The following is a 19217-nucleotide window of genomic DNA, read 5'->3' on the forward strand; positions in this document are numbered from 1 at the left end:
TCCCGCCCCCCGGCCCCGGGCGCGGGTATCCCCCACCCCGCCCAGCCCAACGCCGGGGGCCCGCCCCGGCCCCGGGCCCGGCCCCACGGCGTCCGGGCGACGTGGGCGTCCGCGTCAGCGGACCTGGTCAGTGACGGGTCGGTCCGTCACCCCGCCGCCGCACCACGGCGGCCCCGAATGTCAGTTCCACGGATCGAACGGGATCCCCGCGGGCTTGGAGGCGTTCAGGAGATTACGGAAGCGGTCGTCCTTGTCCGTGGTCTTGATGGTGGCCGACCCGAAGTCGGCGTTCATCAGCCGGTCCCGCAGCGAGATGCTCGGCCAGCCGTTCCAGTCCACGATCGGGGGGTAACGCCAGTCGTGGTAGTGGTTCTCCGGAGGCTCGTCGTTGTTGTTGGCGAGCCGGAAGAAGTGCGTGCCGAGACCGTCCTTGTGGTACACGATCTTGGGGTGCGTACCGTCGAACCGGACCTCGGACCGCGCGTAGGTCTTCTGGCTGGAGTGCTGCGTGGTCGAGACGTACTCCACCTGGTTCGATGCCTGGTTGATCCAGGAGATCACGTGCTCGAAGTCGTGGCGGTGTCCGCCGAGACCGCTGCCGGCCACGGCCTGGTCCTTCTCGAAGTAGCTGGCGTACACGACGGCACACCACCCGTTGTTGCACTTCGAGCGGGCGTAGGTCTGCGTCCGGTCGAGGTCTGACTGGTCACGGCAACTGCCGTTGACGGCGCCCGTGGTGTTCAGACCGGGATTGAGCGTTCCGTCGGGGGCGATGGCGGCGACGGGGTAGCAGCCGTCGCCGTCGTAGTCGTACGCGGGCGAGAACGACGCCTCGTAGCCTCCGGCGTTCTGAGGCAGATTCGGCAGGTTGTCCGCCTGGGCCACCGCCGAAGGGAGCGCGACGGTCAGGACGGTGGCGCCGAACAGCACCCCGAACCAGGACGCCTTGCGCTTCAGGCGTCCTGGAGCCGGCTGACGTGCTCCGGGTGATGACAGGATTCTCATTTCCGCCCTCTCGAAGAACTCGGTGACCGTTCGCTGCGGCGTCACTTCACAGCAAGATCACTCCTGCCCCCATAAGAGGTGATCCCCGTGTCCCGCAGACGAGTAATCTGTAATGTACAGGCCAAGTTTTCAAGAGCATTCGGAAACAACGACTTTGCGGCAGGCCCCCTCGGCGAAACACCGAGGGGGCCTGCCGCATGCGCCGCCGGGGCGCAACCACCTTACGGGCGTGGGAAGTTCGCGGAGCCGGATGGCGGGTTCACCAACTGGGCGGTGCCGTCCGGGCACGGGAGGGGCGTGCGCGCCCAGGTCCGCCCGAAGGCCGCTTGTCGGTACGGGTTCCGACAGCCTCCAGCCCAGAAATCCGTTGCGGAGGTACTGATTTCATAAACGTCGCCGTCATCCGACACATCGCCATATCGGGCAATTCCCGGAGCGAGCCGGTCCCGGTCGGCCGCGGCGGACGTATACGGTCCCGCACCGGCCGCGAGGAATCCGGGGTCGGCGCGGAACCGTTGTCACCAGTCCTGGACGCCGGCGATCCGGTCGCGGCGGTCGGCGTTCCTGGCGCGTGCGGTGCGCAGCCACTGGGCGGCGAGCGCGAGGGCGCTGAAGGCGATGACGGCCGCGCTGTAGACGACCGAGGTCTCGTGCAGGCCCACGTTCGTGGCGGCGAATCCGGCGACCACCGCGGGGATGCTGAACGCCAGGTAGGAGATGACGAACGCGACCGCGAACAGCTCGCCCCGCTCGGCCGGTTCGGCGATCCGGGCCAGCGTGCCGAAGCTGGCCAGGGCCGACCCGCCGAAGCCGACTCCGGCGATGGCGGTGCCGACGGCGGCCATCACGAGCGAGTGCTCCTGCACCCCGGCCAGGCCGACCGCCGTCCCGCCGAGCAGCAGGCCGGCCGCGAGGGCGAGGGTGCGTTCGGTGGGCCAGCCACGCAGCACGAAGACGGTGACCGAGGCCGGTCCGCAGAGCAGGGTGACCACGAGGCCGCCGATGACGTGGCTGGACAGACCGAACAGGTTGGCGGCCACGGACGGACCGAGCGAGAGGTACAGCCCGCCGAGGGCCCAGCTCGCCACCAGGATCGGCACGAGGGCGATCAGGTCCGAGCGCAGCCGGGGAGCGACCCCCAGCCGCGGCCGCAGCGACCGTGCGGCACCCGGCCGGCGCTGTGCCGTCTCCGGCAGCAGGGCGACCAGCAGACCGGCGAGGACCACACCCGCGAGCAACAGCACGTAGACCAGCCGGGTCGGGTGCGGCCCGTACTGTGCCAGGACACCGCAGCCGAGTGCGCCCAGACCGAGCCCGAACGTCGGGGCCGCGCCGGTGATGACCCCGGCGCGGTGCGGTGCGTGGGGCGGGTTCAGATCGACGAGTGTCGCACCGAGGGTCGTCATGGCCGCACCGGTGGCGATGCCCTGCACGAAGCGGGCGGTGAGAAGTATCGAGACGTCGCCGGCGACGATGAAGAGGACCATCGCGACCGCCTCGAGGGCGATGGCCGTGGCCAGGACGGGCCGTCGGCCGATGTGGTCGGACAGTGCCCCGAGCACGAGCAGCGCGGCGATCATGCCGGCCACGTACACCGCGAACACGGAGGTGAGCGTGGTGGCCGAGAAGCTCCACTCCTGCTGGTAGATGACGTAGAGCGGCGACGGTGCGCTCGATGCGGCCATGAACAGGATGAAGACGGCGGCGATGGAGGCGAAGGCCACCGGCCGGCTCAGCCCGCGTCGCGCACGGCCGCTCGGCGACCCGGCCGGGACCGGGGCCGCCGGGGCTGTCGCGGCGGTCGGTGTCACCGGTGTTACCGGGGTGTTCTTGTCACGCGTGGGTGCGTCGGACATGCGGCGCCCTCTCCGAATGCAGTGATCATTGCGTTAACTACGCTAGCCCTAACGCAGCGATGAGTGCGATAATTTCCGTATGGCCGAAGCAACTACTCAAACCCGTCCCGGCGGCCGCTCCGCGAAGGTGCGGGCGGCCGTTCACCGCGCGGTCGGGGAACTGGTCGCCGAGGGGCCGGCCGAGGCGCTGACCATTCCCGTCGTCGCGGCCCGTGCCGGTGTGCACGCGACCACCGTGTACCGGCGCTGGGGTTCGGTGGCGCAGCTCCTGAACGACGTCGCCACCAGCCGGTTCAGCGGCGACGTGGTGGTCCCGGACACCGGTTCCCTCGCGGGTGACCTGGAGCGATGGGTGGGCGACGTGGCCACCGACCTCGCCGACCCCGACGTCCTCGCCCTGATGCGGGCGACCATCGGCTCGGGTCCGGGCGGCGGGAGCGCCTGCACGGGTGACCGGCACGCGCAGCTCGGCGCGATCATCGAGCGCGAGCAGGCTCGCGGCGGTGAGGTGCCGAGCGTGGGCACGGCCGTGGACATGCTGCTCGGCCCGCTGTACTACCGCGCGATCTTCAGCGCGGAACCCGCGTCCGGCGAGTGGGCCCGGGGCCTGGTGGCGACCCTGCTCGCGGCGATCCAGTGCCGGGTTCCCCCTGGTGGGCCCACGTCCGGGTGACGGGGTCGCCGGGGACGTACGGACATTCGGGGCGCCGAGCTCCGGTATCCGCGTCCGGACGTCCCCGGAGGCCGTTCTTCGCCGTCGTCAGAGGTCGACCCTCGTCCCCCACCCGGCGGCCGAGGCGACGGCGTGGACGACATGAGCGGCGGCCACGTCCAGGGCGGCGTGCCCGGTGGACTTGAACACGGTCAGTTCGTCCGCGCCGCGCCGTCCGGGGTGGTCCCCGCAGAGCACGTGACCGAGCAGGGTGACCGCCCGCCCGGCGGGCAGACCCTGCAACTCGTGCGCCCCGGCCGGGGGTCCGGTGCCGGCCGCGCCCGCCCACTCGGCGAAGAGCGCCGCGTCCCGCACGGTCGCGGTGTCCAGTTCGGGACCGTGCGAGCCGCCGACCGAGCTGACGTGGGTGCCGGCCGCGAGCCAGTCACGGCGCACCACCGGCCGGGTCGCACCGGTGCAGCAGAAGACGACGCCCGCCGCGCGGACCGCCGCCTCTACACCTGTGGCCACCCTCCCCCGGGGATGCAGGTCGGCGGTGAGCCGGGCGCTCCGCGGGTCGCGGCCGGCCACGACGACGGGTGCGACGGGATCGAGCGCCGCGAGCAGGGCGACCTGGGCGCGGGCCTGCGCCCCGGTACCGATCACGGTCGCGGGGCCGGCCGGTTCCGCGGGCGCCAGGGCGCGGGCGCTCCACGTGGCTGCGGCGGCCGTCCGGATGCCGGTGAGGGACTCGGCGTCCATGAGGGCGAGGGGCCGGCCGTCGTCGGCGTCGAAGAGGGCGACCATTCCCCGGTGCGCGCTGCGGCCGGGGCGGCCGGGATCGCCGAACACGGAGACGAGCTTGGCCGCGAGGCCGAGCCCCGGAACGTAGCCGGGCATGGCGCCCAGCAGTCCGCTCGCCGTGCGCGCGGCGATCCTCGGTGGGGCCGACACCTCCTCCCGGCCGATGGCGACGAGTGCGGTCGCGACCGCATCCATGACCCGAGGGGGGTCGAGGGCGGCGCGCGTCCGGGCCCGGTCGAGGACGAGAACCCCGGTCATGCCGGTGCCTCCGTCGAGGCGGTCACGGAGCCCGTCGAGGAGAGCAGGCGGCCCAGCTCCTCGGTGGCCTCGCGCAGTCGCTGTTTCAGGAGGAGGAGTCGCGCCGTGTCGATCTCCGCGTCGAGACCGACCACGGTGAGGGCGCAGAGGGGGGCTCCCCGGTCCACGACCACCGCGCGGCTCAGTGAGGCGACGGGCTTCTCGTTGCGGCCGTGCTCGACGGCGAACCCGGACCGCCGGGTCTGTTCGATCTCCGCCACCAGTCCGCCGGGACCGTCGAGCGAGTGCCCCGCCGCCTCGGCCGGGCGGAGATAGGGCCCGCGCGCCTCCGGCTCGAGCGCGGCGACCAGGGCCAGGGGACCGGCGAACCGGTGGACGGGCAGTGCCTCGCCGAGCAGGCGCGTGATCATGCCGAGGCGTTCGGGCCGTACGACGTCGATCACTCGGGAGCGGTCCTCCTCGAGCACCTGGAGGTTGACCATCATCTCCGTGGCCCCGGACAGGCCGAGGAGCACCGGCCGTGCCAGGGCCACTAGGGAGTGGCGCGTGGCGGCGGCGGACAGCTGCAGGACCGCCGTGCCGGGCAGGTAGCGGTCACCGGCGCGCAGCACCCAGCCGCGGCGGACGAGATCCAGCAGGATCCGGTACGCGGTCGCCCGGTGCAGGTCCACGGCCTCGGCCAGGTCGGTCAGGCGCGGCGGCTGGGGCGAGCGGGCAACGGCCTCGACCAGGTCGAGCGCCTTGTCCACCGCCGTGCGGGGGGCTTCGGGCATGGGGAGCGCTCCTTGTGGCATCGGGCCCCGGCGTGGCACCGGATCCCCACCGGCCCCGGGGACCTTGCGGAAGCGGAGCGGGACGGGGGTACAGTGCCGAATGTTTCCAGTGACGATACGGCTGTTGCGCTGAGCGTAACAGTCCTGCTGAGAGGTGAAGATGGCGGACGAAAGCGCGGGCGCGCCGACCCCCTACGCCCCCGCGGCGCCGGGCACGGTCGCGGTCTACCGCGGTGCCACCCTGTTCGACGGCACCGGCGGCCCCCTCCGGCCCTCGACGACGATCGTCACGGACGGCCCGGTCGTGCGTGCCGTCGGCGAGGACCACGTGATCGCCGCCGGTCTGCCCGCCGACGCCGAGGTCTTCGATCTCGACGGACGCTTCGTCGTGCCGGGACTGATCGACTCCCACCAGCACCTCGCCACCCCGCCCGACCGGCCCGCCGCGGAGGCGGTGCTGCGCCGGCTCGCGTTCGGCGGCGTCACCGCCGTCCGTGACATGGCCGACGACCTGCGCCAGGTGGGCGACCTGGCGCGAGCCACCCTCGTCGGCGAGATCCCCGGTCCCGACATCCGGTACGCCGCCCTGATGGCGGGGCCGGGCTTCTTCGACGATCCGCGCACCCACCAGGTCACCCGTGGCGCGGCGCCGGGCGAGGTGCCGTGGATGCAGGCCATCACCACGGACACGGACCTTCCGCTGGCGGTGGCGATGGCACGCGGCACCCATGCCACCGCCATCAAGATCTACGCGGACCTGGACCGTGACACCGTGGCCGCCATCACCGCCGAGGCGCACCGCCAGGGCATCCGCGTCTGGGCCCACGCCACGGTCTTCCCGGCGAAACCGGGTGACCTCGTCGCGGCCGGCGCCGACAGCCTCTCGCACGTCACCCTGCTGCCGTTCGAGGCGGTCGAGGACCGGTTGATCAGCTACCGCGACAAGCCGCCCGTCGACCACGCCCGGTTCACCACGGGGGACGAACCACGGCTGGCCGCGCTCTTCGCGCGCATGCGGGAGCGCGGTACGGTCCTGGACGCGACCGCCGGAATGTGGCTGAGCGATCTCCTGGCCGGTGACACTCCCGAGTCCGCCGCCCGCGCGCGGGCCAACGTGGAACTCGCCGCGGCCCTCACCGCCCAGGCCCATCGGTCGGGCGTCGCGATCTCCACCGGCACGGACTACGAGACCGACCCCGGCGACCCCTTTCCCGCCCTCTACGAGGAACTCGACTTCCTCGTCCGCCGCTGCGGCATCCCCGCCGACCAGGTGCTCCACTCGGCGACGCTGGTGGGCGCCCGGAGCGCGGGCGCCGAGGACGTCATGGGCAGCGTCGAGGCGGGCAAGCTCGCCAACTTCGCCGTCCTGGACGAGGATCCCCTCCGCGACATCGGAAATCTGCGGACCATCGCGCTCACCGTCAAGCGTGGACGCCGCTTCGAACGCGCCGAGTTCGGGCGCACCGACCCCGAGGGACCCCGATGACCGACACACCCGTGATCATCAACGCGCTCGGGCAGCTGGACAACCCCAACGCCCCCGGCTCGGCCGACGCCGCCGCTCAGCTCAACCCGTCCAGCGAGCAACTCACCATCGACAAGAGGACCTTGGCCGAAGCCCACGCCTCGGGTCTGACCGCGGTCAACATCACCCTCGGCTACACGATGGGCGATCTGCCTCCGTACGAGCACACCCTCCATGAGATCGCCGTGTGGGACAGGCTCGTCCGTGACCACTCCGCCGACCTCACCAAGGTCCGGACGGCCGCGGACATCCGCCGCGCCCGCGCCGAGGGCAGGATCGGCGTCATCTACGGCTTCCAGAACGCCGTGGCCGTGGGCGACGACACCGGGCGGATCGCGACCTTCGCCGACCTCGGTGTGCGCGTCGTCCAGCTCACGTACAACCAGGCCAATCACATCGGCGACGGCTCGATGGCGCCGGAGAACCGCGGCCTGAGCGACTTCGGGCACCGGGTCGTCGACGCGCTGAACGAGCAGCACGTCATGGTCGACCTCTCCCACAGCGGGGAGCGCACCTGCCTGGAAGCCGCCGCGTACTCACGCCTGCCCGTCTCCGTCAACCACACCGGCTGCCGTGCCCTCGCCGACCTGCCCCGCAACAAGACCGACGAGGAACTGCGTCTGGTCGCCTCCCGCGGCGGATTCGTGGGCATCTACTTCATGCCCTTCCTCTCGCTGTCCGGTCACGCCCGCGCCGAGGACGTCGTCGACCACATCGCGCACGCCGTCAACGTGTGCGGGGAGGACCATGTGGGCATCGGCACCGACGGAACGGTCACCTCCATCGACGACCTCGACGCCTATCGTGCCCGCCTCGCCGAGCACGTGGCCCTGCGCCGGGAGGCAGGCGTCGGCGCGGCCGGCGAGCGCGACGACACCCTGCCCTTCGTCATCGACCTGCGGGGTGTGAACCAGTTCCGGGAACTGATCCGTCTGCTGGAGGCCCGCGGGTACAAATCGCGGCGCATCAAGAAGATTCTCGGCACGAACTTCCTCGAGCACGCCGAACGCGTCTGGACCCCGTCGGGTTCCTGACCCGGGTCACCTCGCTCCGCGGTCCCCCGCCACCGACCGTCACGGGTCGCTCTGCACCACACCCCGAGTGGAGAAGGTGACGGGTTCACCCGCCATCAGGTCACCAGGCGGGATACCGGGGTGATGGCCGTCGGGGGGCGAGGGCTGTTCGGCGAGCGGACCGAGCGCCAGCCGGGAGACTATGCGGTAGCGGTCGCCCCGGTAGACCGAGTGAACGTACTCCACCGGCCGGTTGCGGGTGTCGGAGGTGAGACGCTCGAAGAGGAGAGCCGGTGACAGCTCCGGCACGTCGAGCAGGTCCGCCTCGCCGCGGGTCACCACAGTGGGCTCGATGGCCTGCACCGCCTCGCTGACCTGGACTCCGTGGCGTTCCTTCAGGTGCTGGTACAGATCGCCGCTCTCCAGTTCGTGCCGGGTGAGGTCCGGCGCCAGGTCCGCGGGGACGTGGAGGTACTCGATGGCCATGGGGGAACCGTCGACGAGCCGCAGGCGTGCGACGTAGCGGATCTCGGCCGCGGGCGAGATGCGCAGCTTGCGGCCCACCCGTGCACCGGCCCGCTGCGTGCTGAATTCGAGAAGCCGGCTGGTCCAGTTGCCCGCGGCCTGAGGCAAGCTGAAGGTCCGCCGGTCCGGGACCAGTTCCTGGGTGATCTTCTCGCCGGCCACGAACATGCCGCGTCCGTGCTCGCGCACCAGCAGGCCGGCGAGGACGAGTTGGTCCACCGCCGCCCGCAACGTCGGCCGGGAGACGCCGAGTTCGGCACACAGGGTGCGCTCGGAGGGAATCGCGTCACCCGGGCGACGCTCCTCGATCAACTCGAGGACGGCGTCGCGCACCTTCTCACGCTTGAGCAGCGCACGGGAGGCGGCCGGGTCGATCTCCATGCGGGACTCTCGATCCTCGTCGGGGCGGGCAACTGGTATCGCGCTGACCATAACTGGTCCACTGGTCAAGGGCTTCGAGTCACCTGGATGCGGTGAGTGAGCCGTCTGATTATTCGTCATATTCCCAAATCCCTTACAGCATACGGGGGTTGACGCACGCATTGGTCTATGCCACCTTCAACCGGTATACCAACTGGTAAACCCGGTCGGTCAACTGGTCAAGCACGATGCGCCGTCCGTCGCCAGGTCCCCGGAGGCCGATCGCGAAGCACCGCCCGCTCCCCCCGCCCGGCACCGCACCGCCGGGCGCGGGACCCACCGCACGCTCCTCATCCCGGCGACCCTGACGGCTGCCCTCCCCCTGGCCCTCCCGCGCGCGGCGGGAGTCCCCCTGAAAGGAACCCCCCAGATGAGAACTCGTCCCCCCGTCGGCCGCGGCCGTGTGGCCCTGGCACTGTCGGCCCTGCTGGGCAGTACCGCCTTGGCCGCCCTCCCCATGACCGTGACCGCCTCCGCCGCGGCCGACGGCATCGCCGTTCAGTACCGCACCAGTGCGAGCGGGGCCACCGCCGATCAGAGCGAGCCCTGGTTCAAGGTACGCAACACCGGTTCCACCACGGTCCAGTTGAGCCAGGTGAAGATCCGCTACTACTTCAAGGCGGACTCGGCCAGTGCCTCGTACCGCTTCGCCTGCTCCTGGGCGGTCAAGGGGTGCGCCAACATCACGGGCACGTTCGGCGTGCTCGGCCACCCCACCGCCACCGCGGACCGCTATCTGGAGGTCGGCTTCACCTCGGCGGCCGGATCGCTGGCAGCGGGCGCCGACACCAGCGACATGCAACTCCGCTTCTACCAGTCCAGCTGGCAGACCCTGAACCAGGCGGACGACTACTCCTTCAACGGCTCCCAGACCTCGTACGCGGACTGGAACAAGGTCACCGCACAGCTCGCCGGCACCACCGTGTGGGGCACCGCGCCCGACGGCAACGGCCCCACGGATCCCACCGACCCGACCGACCCCACCGACCCGCCCGGTGGAGGCCAGAGCCTGTTCGACGACTTCGACTACGCGTCGTACACCGACCCCGCCATCGCCGCCCACGGCTGGAACGTCCGCTCCAACTCCGGAGGTCCCGGGGTTCCCGGCGCCACCTGGGACCCTTCCAAGGTCACCTTCCCCACCGTGTCCGGCAACACGGTGATGAACCTGGAGACCTCCACCTCGGGCACCGCGGAGTCCACCAGGCAGACCGAAGTCGTCTCCCGGAGCACGAAGTTCAAGAACGGCACCTACGCGGCCCGCGTGAAGTTCTCCGACACCCCCAAGTCGGGACCGGACGGCGACCACCTCGTGCAGACCTTCTTCACCATCAACGACCTCAAGGCCCCGATGGCCGACGACTACTCCGAGTACGACTTCGAGTATCTGCCCAACGGCGGCTGGGGCGAGAGCGGCGACATCCTGTACACCACGTCCTGGGAGACGTACAACCCGGACCCCTGGCAGGCCGTCAACCAGCACACCGAGGGTCGCCGGAGTTACGACGGATGGCACGACCTGGTGCTCACCATCGACAACAGCAGCATCACGTACTACATCGACGGGCAGCTCTTCGGCACCCACGACGCCCAGTACCTGCCCGAGCGCCCGATGTCGATCAACTTCAACCAGTGGCTGATCGACCTCGCCGGGCAGACCTCGACCACGGCCCGCGCCTACGACGAGCAGGTCGACTACGTACTGCACGTCAAGGACCAGGTCCTCACCCCGGCCCAGGTGACCGCGAAGGTGGCCGCGTACCGCACCGCCGGAACGAAGTTCGTGGACGAGGTCCCGGCCTCCTGACCTCACGTGCCCCGGCGCCGGCTTCCCCGACGTGACGGTTCACCGCATCGTCACCGAGGCGAGGTCGGCGTCGCGCGTGCGGCCCCGTGACGACAGCCGGTGCGTAGGATCCCCGGCATGTCGCTGCGACCCGTCCTCGTGAACATGAAGGCTCTCGACGACTCGGCGGTCGGCCGGTTCTGGGCGGAGGCGCTCGGCTGGTGTGTCACCGGCGGGGAACCCGGCGCGACCGCCGTCCAACCCGTCGGCTTCGACTGGCTGGACCCGGTCACCGTCTGCGTCGACGTCATCGCCGTCCCGGAACCCAGGACGACGACGAAGAACCGTGTGCACCTCGACCTCGCCACCACCTCCACGGCCCATCAGGCGGAGTTGGTCGCGCGCCTCCGGGCTCTCGGTGCGACGCCCGCCCAGGTGGGCCAGGGCGATGTGCCGTGGACGGTCCTCGCCGACCCGGAAGGCAACGAGTTCTGCGTGCTGGAGCCCCGGGAGGTCTACCGGGACACCGGGCCGATCGCCGCAGTGGTGGTCGACTGCGTGGATCCGCGGGCCATGGCGCGGTTCTGGGACGAGGCGGTGGACTGGACGCTGCGCGAAGTGACCGACGATCACGCGGTGTTGCGCTCCGCCAAGGGGGTCGGCCCGTACCTGGAGTTCCTCCGCGCACCCGGCGTGAAGACCGTGCCGGACCGCGTCCATCTCGACCTGGTGCCGGCCCCCGGCGACGACAAGTCGGCGGAGGTGGCCCGGCTGCGATCCCTCGGCGCCACCGACCTCGATGTCGGCCAGGGCGCCGTCCCGTGGACGTGTCTGACCGACCCGGAGGGCCACGAGTTCTGCGTCCTCGCCCGGTCCTGACACGGAGATTCGACGGCACTCCGGCACGTGGGCCCTGTGCGCCCATACGTCGTGGCCCCGCCACCGGGCACCCCGTATCCCGTATCCCGTACCGAAGGAACCGCGCTCCCCTCCCGCGTTCACGCGTTCACGTGTTCACGTGTTCACGCGTTTACGCGTTTACGCGCCCCTCGGCTCACGCGTCCCCCCGTCCCCTCAGGACGGTTTCGCGGAACTCGGCGACCACGGGCCGCAGATCGACGCGGTGCCACGCCGCCCACAACTGAACCGAGCCTCCGTACCAGGGCAGTTCGCGTATCGCGACGCCGTCGGACGTGCCGCGCACCATGCTCTTCTGGATGAGCGCGAGGCCGAGGCCGGAGGCGACCAGGCCCAGCGCGGTAAGGGGGTCGGCCGCGTCCAGACGGATGTCCGGTGCGAAACCGGAGGCGACGCACGACGCGACGAACGTGTCGCGCCAGGCCGGGTCCGGGGCATCGCCCACCGCGATCCACGGTTGGCCGTCCAGGGCGTCCGGTGTCAACTCCTCCCGCGCCGCGAGCGGATGTCCGGCGGGCAGCACGAGCAGCAGCGGATCCCTCAGCAACGGCGCCGAGTTCAGGTCGGGGTCGCCCTCGGGCGGCGGGGTGCGCACCAGCGCGATGTCCAGGCTGCGCTGTCGCAGACCCTCGAACTGCTCGGCCGACTCCTGGTCGTGGAGCGCGACGTGAATGCCCGGACGCCGGTCACGCAACGTGCGCAGGGCGACGGGCAGGATGCCCGTGTGCATCGCGTCGGCCACGTAGCCGATGCACAGGCCGCCCTCCTCCCCGCGGCCGAGCCGCCGGCCGAGGTTCTCCAGCCGGTCGGCGTGGCGCAGCAGTGCCCGCGCCTCGGTGAGGAAGACCCGGCCGTCGGAAGTCAGCCGGATGCGCTGTTGGCTCCGTTCGAAGAGGGTGAGTCCCAGGTTCTTCTCCAGCTGGGCGATCTGCCGGCTGAGGGGCGACTGGGACATGTGCAGCCGCTCGGCGGCGCGACCGACGTGTTCGGCCTCGGCGACGGCGACGAAATAGCGGAGTTGTCGCAGGTCAAGCATGTAGGACCTCAGGGGACTCAACTCTGTCCAAGCAAGTCTTGGACAGTCTCATGTGGAGATCCTAACCTCGAACACGTAAGGCCGACGGATCGCCCTTTCCTGGACGAATCCCTCTCTTGTCCCTATCCGTGAGGATCTTCCATGAGCATCAACCTCCTCCTGCCCGGCTCACTCGGCTTCGGCACCGCACCGCTCGGCAACATGTTCCGCGCCATCCCGGAAGAGGAGGCGGCGGCCACCGTCGAGGCCGCTTGGGACCAGGGCATCCGCTATTTCGACACCGCGCCCTTCTACGGCGCCGGCCTCTCCGAGATCCGGCTCGGTGACGTACTGGCCCGCCACCCCCGCGACGAGTTCGTGCTGAGCACCAAGGTCGGCCGCGTCATCCTGGACGAGGTCGAGGACCCGTCCGCCCGCGACCTCGGCGAGAAGGGCGGCCTCTTCGAACACGGCCGTCCGAACAAGATGGTCAACGACTACTCCGCCGACGCCACCCTCCGCTCCGTCGAGGACAGTCTGCGGCGCCTGCGGACGGACCGTCTCGACATCGTGTGGGTGCACGACGTCGCGCAGGACTTCTACGGGGACGAGTGGCTGGCCGTCTACGAGAGCGCGCGCACCGGTGCCTTCCGCGTCCTGCAGAGGCTTCGCGACGAAGGCGTCATCAAGGCATGGGGGCTGGGCGTCAACCGGGTGGAGCCCCTGGAGCTCACCCTCGACCTGGACGAGCCGAAGCCCGACGCCTTCCTCCTCGCGGGCCGGTACACCCTCCTCGACCACGAGCGGGCCCTGCAGCGCCTGCTGCCGGCCGCCGCGGCCCAGGACGTCGACATCGTGGTCGGCGGACCGTACAGCTCGGGGATCCTCGCCGGTGGTACGCACTTCGAGTACCAGCAGGCGCCCGCGCACATCGTCGACAAGGTGGAGCGCATCAAGGCGCTGGCCGGGCGGCACGGGGTGGGCGTGAAGGCCGCCGCGCTGCAGTTCTCCCTCGCCCATCCGGCGACGGCGGCCGCCATCCCCGGAGCCACCAGGCCCGGTCGCATCGCGGAGGACATCGCCGCTCTCACCGAGAGGATCCCCGCCGCGTTCTGGGCGGACCTGCGCGCGGAGCGGCTGGTGGCGGAGGACGCTCCCGTACCCGCCGCGGCCTGACCCCGTCACCCCCGCCGACACCCTCACCCCCAGCCGACACCCTCACCCCCAGCCCGACGGAGAATCCCGTGGCCACGACCACCGCATCCCTCGACATCCCCGCCTCGCCCGACCGTGTCTGGCGGCTCATCGGCGGCTTCGACTCGCTGCCCGACTGGCTGCCGTACATCCCCACCAGCGAACTCGGCGACGGCGGACGTGTCCGGAGTCTCACGAACGAGGAGGGCGGCGTGATCGTCGAACGCCTCGAAGCCTTCGACCACAAGGCCCGGACCTACAGCTACTCCATCCTCCAGGCGCCCTTCCCCGTCACCGGCTACCTCTCCACCCTCACGGTGCACGAGACCGGCCGGCAGGACAGGGCCCACGTGCGGTGGTCCGGCAGCTTCACACCGGACGGCATCAGCGACAACGAGGCCGTCGCCCTGTTCCACGGCATCTACGCGGACGGTCTGGCCGCGCTGAAACGGACCCTGGCGTCTACCGCGAACTGACACGGGGCGGGGTCCACCGCACCCGTCCTCCTCCGAAGGCCGTCGAGCGCCGGGGCGGTGCGCGCCGTACGGGAGGACGTGGCCGGGAGACCCGCCGTGTTGGAGGTGCGCGGTTCCCTGCGCGCACGGCGGACCTCCCGGCCACGCGGTTCTCCTGCCCCGCTCCGGGGCGCCCGCGCACCGGAGCCGGCATCTTCACGCAAGAGGCACACGAACGCGGGGCGGCCCCGGACCTGATCGTCCGGGGCCGCCCCGCACCACCACCGGGTGGGACTGGGTGATCTCTACCAGCGGTACCAGCGGCCACGACTGCCACCGGTTCCGGCGGAGCGCATCACGAAACCGAGCAGCCATACGGCGAGCACGATCACGGCGACGATCCACAGGGCCTTCAAGGCGAAGCCGGCACCGAAGAGGACCAGAGCGAGGAGAAGAACGAGCAGCAGGGGAACCATGGTTATCAACCTCCGCAGCACCGGGTGCCCTGGCGATACCCGCCCATGCGCCCGAATCTTATTTGTTTCTTATCCCCCGGACCGGCAATACGGGACGGCTCCCCGCAGCGAGCGTCCTCCGCTCCCCGGGCGCCGGGCTTCGGCGATCTGGACACCACAGGTGTGCGCCGGTGTGACGGCAGACACCCAGCGTGACGATCGGCCGGACGATTCTCCGCCCGGAAGGTCTGCGCGGCGGCTCCCGGGGCAGACGGCGTGGGTCGGGGGAGTCGCCTCCGGCCGAACGCCGCCGCAAGGCACCGATCCGTGGGAGCCCCGATGCCGACCGCCGTGCCGGAAAGACCTGCCGGACCGCCACGTACCTCATCGGAGGGGTCCGGCTCCGGGAGGTCGGCGGCCATGCCCCGGGGCATCGGACGGACCACCGCGCGCATCGCCGCACTGACGGTGTGCCAGGCCGCGCTGATGGTGGGACTCGGACTCCTGATCACCGGCCCCGCGCGTGATCTGTGGCCGCTGACGGTGGAGGACCGCGTCGACGAGGCCTTCGAGCGGGGCCGCACCGGCACACTCACCACTCTGTCCTTCCTCGGCTCCGAGGCCGGCAACACCCTGACGGTCATCACGCTCACCCTGGCCGCCTGTCTGGTGCTGGTTCTGCTGCCCCGCCTGCCGATGTGGCGGCAGGCGGTCTTCCTCGCCGTCGCCGTCTCCCTCCAGTCCCTGGTCTTCCTGGTCATCACCTTGTCGGTGGACCGCGACCGTCCGGACGTGGACCGCCTGGACGCGTCCCCGCCCACCTCCAGTTACACGTCCGGCCACACCGGCGCCGCCACCGCCCTGTACGCGGGCCTCGCCGTGGTGGTGCTGTCCCGCGGCCGCGGCCCCTGGCGCAGAGCCGTCGGAGTGCTGCTGCTCCTCATACCGTTGCTGGTGGGCGTCGCCCGCCTCTACCGCGGCATGCACCACCCCACGGACGTGGTGGGCGGACTCGTCAACGGCGGCCTGTCCCTGCTGATCGTCGGACGCGCCCTGCTGGCGGACAGGTCCGTGACCGCGCCGCCCTCGACCGGCTCCCTGTCCGCCGCCGACGGCACCCGCGCCGAGCGCCACCACGGCACCACCGCCGTGATCTTCAACCCCACGGTGACCGACGAAGCCACCCGCGTCTCCCTGCGACGGGTCCTGGACCACAACGGCCACCGGGCGCCGGTGTTCATCGAGACCACGCGCGACGACCCGGGCGGCGGGCAGACGGCCCGCGCGATCCGTGACGGTGCGACGCTGGTCGTGGTCTGCGGCGGGGACGGAACCGTCCGGGCGGTGGCCGACGCCCTGGCCGGCAGCGGGGTCCCGCTCGCCGTCGTACCCTGCGGCACCGGCAATCTGCTGGCCCGCAACCTCGGCCTGCCGCTCTCCCCCGCCGAGGCCCTGGAGGCCGCGCTGCGCGGTAGTTCGCATCCTCTGGACCTCGGGCACATCGAGGGCGACGACCTCCCCGCCACCCACTTCGCCGCGATGTCCGGGGCCGGACTGGACGCCGCGATGATCGAGCACACGGACGAACGCGCCAAGTCCGCGATGGGGTGGCCCGCGTACCTCCTGGGGAGCATCAGCACGCTGCGCACCCCCCGTATGAGCCTGACCATCCGGCTCGACGACGCACCCGCCGTCCGCCGTACCGCCCGTATGGTCCTCGTCGCCAATGTCGGCACCGTCCAGGGCGGGCTGACGCTCCTGCCGTCCGCCCGTCCCGACGACGGGCGTCTCGACCTCCTGGTCCTCGACCCGCGGGGTCCCGGCGGCTGGCTGCGCGCGGTGGGCACGCTGCTGCGCGGCCGGTCCCGGACGCCCCGGTCCTCCGCCATGGACACCCTCGTCACCCAGGACGGCGGCCGGACCGGCGTACCGGTGGAGTACTTCACCTTCCGGCGCGCCGAACTCACCTTCGACTCCCCGCAGTCCCGGGAACTCGACGGAGACCCGGTCGGCCCGGGACGCCGTCTCACCGCCGAGGTCAGGCCCGGCACCCTGACCGTGCTGCTGCCGTCCCGGGAGAAGTGACATGGGTACCGCGACCAGGGTCCCCGAGACCCGCGACATGACCGGCGAGGAGCTGTCCGCGGACGAGGCGCTGGCGTCCCTGCGCCGTTACGGCCGCTGGCCGCTGCTGCGCGACTCGTTCATCCGGTTCCGGTACGCCGACGGCTTCAGCCACTCCCGGGCGCTCGCCCTGCAGACGGTCCTGGCCGTGATCCCGCTCGCCATCGCGTTCGTCGGACTCTCCACGGCCCTGCACTCGGAGGACATCGGCAGATTCGCCGAGCTGACGATCCACCGGATCGCCGCGGGCCCGAGCGCCGAGGTGGTCGACGACGCGCTGCGGCGCAGCCGGCACACGGCGGGCGACGGCGCGCAGGTCGCCCTCTGGTTCGGTCTGCTCTTCTCCCTGGTCAACGTCACGACGGCGATGTGCCAGATCGAGCGTGGCGCCAACCGCATCTACGGGAACGAACGGGACCGCCCCTTCCACCGGAAGTACCTGCGCGGCCTGGTGATGTCGCTCAGCGCCGGGATCCCGCTGGGTCTCGGGTTCGTCGTCATGGTGGCCGGAGGCGACCTGGCCTCCGCGGCGGTGACGGTGTACGGACTCGACGGCGCGGCCAGAACCGCCTGGGAGATCATCCGGTGGCCGGTCGGTTTCCTGCTCGCGCTCATCTCCGCCAGCGCGATCTTCCGCCGCTCTCCCCGCAGGCATCAGCCCGGATACACCTGGCTGGCCTTCGGCGCCACCGTCTACCTCGTGCTGTGGACCCTGCTGACCTGGCTGCTGAGCCTGTACCTGGGCGTGAGCGGGTCCTTCGACACGATCTACGGCCCGCTCAGCGCCTTCATGTCGCTGTTGCTCTGGGCCTATCTGACCTCCATCGCCCTGTTCCTCGGACTGGCGTTCGCCGCGCAACTGGAGGCCTCACGGGCCCTGCGGCCCGGTCCGATCCACCCCGACCCTGGAGTGTGAATGCCTGTGCGAACCGTTGCCCTGCGCCTCCGTGACCAGCGGCGCCGGACGGCAGACCGCAGGTTCGGTGTCCGGCTGCTCGGCTCGGCCGCCGTCGCGGCGGTCGCCGCCGTGCCCTTCGGGCTCCTGCTCGTACTCCTGGAGGGCCACTGGGAACCCCTCCGCCGGCTGGACGCGGGCACCGCGCGGCGGCTGCACGTGACGGCACTGGAACACCCCGCCTGGACGAGCACCCTGCGCTTCCTCTCCGACCGGGTGTGGGATCCCGTCACCCTGCGCACGGCCGTCGCGCTGCTCACGGTCTGGCTGCTGTACCGCAGGGCGTGGCGGCTGGCGGCGTGGTCCGCCGTGACGGCCGTGGCCGGCGGCCTGATCGGACTGCTCGTCAAGACGGTGGTCGAGCGGGCCAGGCCGTCCCTGGAGGATCCGGTCGCGCATGCCCCGGGATTCTCGTTCCCGTCGGGGCACGCAATGACGGCCACCACCTCGTTCGCGGTGCTGCTGCTCGTCCTGCTTCCCCTGGTCCCGCGCGTCTGGCGGCCGCTGGGCTGGTGCCTGGCCGTCGTCTCGGTGCTCGGTGTCGGCTTCACCCGCGTCGCGCTCGGCGTGCACTGGTTCAGTGACGTGGTGGGCGGCTGGCTGCTGGGGCTCGCGGTCGTCGCCCTGACGGCCTGGGCCTTCGAGGCATGGCGGGTCGATTCAGGCCGCGGGCACGCCGAGTTGACGGGCGGTCTGGAGCCGGAGCTCACCGGCGCCCACCCGGAACCGGGTCCGGCCGGCCGGGAGGTGTCCCACTGAGACGGGGTGGGTGCCGGGGACGGACTCCCCGGCACCCACCCCGTTGTCAGGCGGGACGATCCCCCGTCACGGTCACCGTCACCGTGTGCCGGGGTGCAGGTAGGCGCGGTCCACCGTCTGCTGGACGCTGTCGCCGGCCGCGTCCTTCGCGGTGACACGCAGCGTCACGTACGCGTCCGCGTGCACGCGGGCGGGCCGCTCCACGGTGGCGTTGAAGCCGTCGCCCTTGCGGGCCGTGGACGCGGTGGTCCAGGTCCGCCCGCCGTTCCGGGACGGTCCGGCGGGCCATCAGCGCCTGGACGGCGGCGATCAGCGGAGTCCGCTCCGCTGAGGCAGCGACGCGGGCCTGGTTCTCGGTCGGGATCCGGTCGTACGTCTCGTCAGTCGGCCGGTCACCGCGGCCCGGCACATCGACCGCGACGGCCGAGAAACCGCACTCGCCCACGATGGGGCGCCACGCCGGGTGACCCTGACCCTCGTCAGGGCGACGACGCGTCCAGGGAGGACGCGCCGACGGCGCGCCTGGGCCGGGTGGGCCGGTGGCGCGCCGTCGGGTGGTGGTGCGAGCGGGTGCGGATCAGACGCTCAGGAGCGGGGCGGGGTCAGTGGTGACCGCCACCGTGACCGCCACCGTGACCGCCGCGGTGGCCGCCCCAGGTGACGGTGTCCACGAGACGACGGTGGTCGTTGCGCAGGGTCGCACTGTCACCACGCTGGTCCCACAC

The 19217-nt window shown here is 71.5% G+C and carries 18 protein-coding genes; 10 read left to right on the top strand and 8 right to left on the bottom strand.

The genetic code is table 11. The features are described from left to right. Nucleotides 1–180 precede the first annotated feature (180 nt). Nucleotides 181–1005, bottom strand: a complete 825-nt coding sequence (locus tag ACFVTC_RS20380; RefSeq protein ID WP_390128836.1) for an NPP1 family protein — start codon at nucleotides 1003–1005, stop codon at nucleotides 181–183. A 518-nt stretch (nucleotides 1006–1523) separates the two neighbouring features. Further along, entirely contained in the window at nucleotides 1524–2861 is a 1338-nt protein-coding gene (locus ACFVTC_RS20385) for an MFS transporter (RefSeq protein WP_390128839.1), read from the bottom strand. A gap of 79 nt (nucleotides 2862–2940) precedes the next feature. On the opposite strand from ACFVTC_RS20385, the gene ACFVTC_RS20390 reads away from it, so the two are divergent. Further along, nucleotides 2941–3534 carry a TetR/AcrR family transcriptional regulator C-terminal ligand-binding domain-containing protein gene (locus tag ACFVTC_RS20390; protein ID WP_390128842.1) on the top strand — a complete coding sequence of 198 codons (594 nt, stop codon included), beginning with the start codon at nucleotides 2941–2943 and terminating at the stop codon, nucleotides 3532–3534. Nucleotides 3535–3621: 87 nt separating this feature from the next. On the opposite strand, the gene ACFVTC_RS20395 is transcribed toward ACFVTC_RS20390, so the two are convergent. Together ACFVTC_RS20395 and ACFVTC_RS20400 are read right to left on the bottom strand one after the other, a co-directional pair. Further along, entirely contained in the window at nucleotides 3622–4575 is a 954-nt protein-coding gene (locus tag ACFVTC_RS20395) for an ornithine cyclodeaminase family protein (protein WP_390128844.1), read from the bottom strand. After that, nucleotides 4572–5348: an IclR family transcriptional regulator gene (locus ACFVTC_RS20400; RefSeq protein ID WP_390128846.1), complete on the bottom strand. Its 777-nt coding sequence runs from the start codon at nucleotides 5346–5348 to the stop codon at nucleotides 4572–4574. The genes ACFVTC_RS20395 and ACFVTC_RS20400 overlap by 4 nt, the downstream gene beginning before the upstream one ends. A gap of 160 nt (nucleotides 5349–5508) precedes the next feature. On the opposite strand from ACFVTC_RS20400, the gene ACFVTC_RS20405 reads away from it, so the two are divergent. After that, entirely contained in the window at nucleotides 5509–6834 is a 1326-nt protein-coding gene (locus ACFVTC_RS20405; protein ID WP_390128848.1) for an amidohydrolase family protein, read from the top strand. After that, nucleotides 6831–7907 carry a dipeptidase gene (locus ACFVTC_RS20410; protein ID WP_390128851.1) on the top strand — a complete coding sequence of 359 codons (1077 nt, stop codon included), beginning with the start codon at nucleotides 6831–6833 and terminating at the stop codon, nucleotides 7905–7907. The genes ACFVTC_RS20405 and ACFVTC_RS20410 overlap by 4 nt, the downstream gene beginning before the upstream one ends. Nucleotides 7908–7946: 39 nt before the next feature. Here ACFVTC_RS20410 and ACFVTC_RS20415 read toward each other — a convergent pair whose 3' ends face one another. Beyond that, nucleotides 7947–8792: a GntR family transcriptional regulator gene (locus ACFVTC_RS20415; protein ID WP_390128853.1), complete on the bottom strand. Its 846-nt coding sequence runs from the start codon at nucleotides 8790–8792 to the stop codon at nucleotides 7947–7949. A 409-nt stretch (nucleotides 8793–9201) separates the two neighbouring features. On the opposite strand from ACFVTC_RS20415, the gene ACFVTC_RS20420 reads away from it, so the two are divergent. Both ACFVTC_RS20420 and ACFVTC_RS20425 read left to right on the top strand, forming a co-directional pair. Beyond that, nucleotides 9202–10638 (top strand): cellulose binding domain-containing protein, encoded by a 1437-nt coding sequence (locus ACFVTC_RS20420; protein WP_390128854.1) that lies wholly within the window; start codon nucleotides 9202–9204, stop codon nucleotides 10636–10638. A 117-nt stretch (nucleotides 10639–10755) separates the two neighbouring features. Continuing rightward, a complete protein-coding gene (locus ACFVTC_RS20425; RefSeq protein WP_390128855.1) occupies nucleotides 10756–11496 on the top strand; it encodes a VOC family protein in 741 nt (246 codons plus the stop codon). Between the two features lie 175 nt (nucleotides 11497–11671). Here ACFVTC_RS20425 and ACFVTC_RS20430 read toward each other — a convergent pair whose 3' ends face one another. Then, nucleotides 11672–12571, bottom strand: a complete 900-nt coding sequence (locus tag ACFVTC_RS20430) for a LysR substrate-binding domain-containing protein (RefSeq protein WP_390128857.1) — start codon at nucleotides 12569–12571, stop codon at nucleotides 11672–11674. A 141-nt stretch (nucleotides 12572–12712) separates the two neighbouring features. Here ACFVTC_RS20430 and ACFVTC_RS20435 point away from each other — a divergent pair, with 141 nt between their 5' ends. Beyond that, nucleotides 12713–13726 carry an aldo/keto reductase gene (locus tag ACFVTC_RS20435; protein ID WP_390128858.1) on the top strand — a complete coding sequence of 338 codons (1014 nt, stop codon included), beginning with the start codon at nucleotides 12713–12715 and terminating at the stop codon, nucleotides 13724–13726. 68 nt (nucleotides 13727–13794) lie between these two features. Continuing rightward, on the top strand, nucleotides 13795–14220 hold the full coding sequence (locus tag ACFVTC_RS20440) for an SRPBCC family protein (RefSeq protein WP_390128859.1): 426 nt from the start codon (nucleotides 13795–13797) through the stop codon (nucleotides 14218–14220). 284 nt (nucleotides 14221–14504) lie between these two features. Here ACFVTC_RS20440 and ACFVTC_RS20445 read toward each other — a convergent pair whose 3' ends face one another. After that, a complete protein-coding gene (locus ACFVTC_RS20445) occupies nucleotides 14505–14675 on the bottom strand; it encodes a hypothetical protein (RefSeq protein ID WP_054229772.1) in 171 nt (56 codons plus the stop codon). A gap of 318 nt (nucleotides 14676–14993) precedes the next feature. On the opposite strand from ACFVTC_RS20445, the gene ACFVTC_RS20450 reads away from it, so the two are divergent. The 3 genes from ACFVTC_RS20450 to ACFVTC_RS20460 are packed head-to-tail and all read left to right on the top strand — an operon-like array spanning nucleotide 14994 to nucleotide 18492. Further along, nucleotides 14994–16739: a diacylglycerol kinase family protein gene (locus tag ACFVTC_RS20450; RefSeq protein ID WP_390128861.1), complete on the top strand. Its 1746-nt coding sequence runs from the start codon at nucleotides 14994–14996 to the stop codon at nucleotides 16737–16739. A 1-nt stretch (nucleotide 16740) separates the two neighbouring features. Then, complete coding sequence (locus ACFVTC_RS20455) at nucleotides 16741–17694, top strand: YihY/virulence factor BrkB family protein (RefSeq protein WP_390128863.1); 954 nt, start codon at nucleotides 16741–16743, stop codon at nucleotides 17692–17694. Beyond that, on the top strand, nucleotides 17695–18492 hold the full coding sequence (locus tag ACFVTC_RS20460) for a phosphatase PAP2 family protein (RefSeq protein ID WP_390128865.1): 798 nt from the start codon (nucleotides 17695–17697) through the stop codon (nucleotides 18490–18492). It begins immediately after the preceding gene. Nucleotides 18493–18570: 78 nt separating this feature from the next. Here the strand turns inward: ACFVTC_RS20460 and ACFVTC_RS20465 are convergent, their stop codons facing one another. Then, a complete protein-coding gene (locus ACFVTC_RS20465; protein ID WP_390128867.1) occupies nucleotides 18571–18696 on the bottom strand; it encodes a hypothetical protein in 126 nt (41 codons plus the stop codon). Nucleotides 18697–19217: the final 521 nt, after the last annotated feature.

The sequence above is a fragment of the Streptomyces sp. NPDC057950 genome (assembly GCF_042887295.1).
GTDB classification, from domain to species: Bacteria; Actinomycetota; Actinomycetes; order Streptomycetales; family Streptomycetaceae; genus Streptomyces; species Streptomyces kaempferi.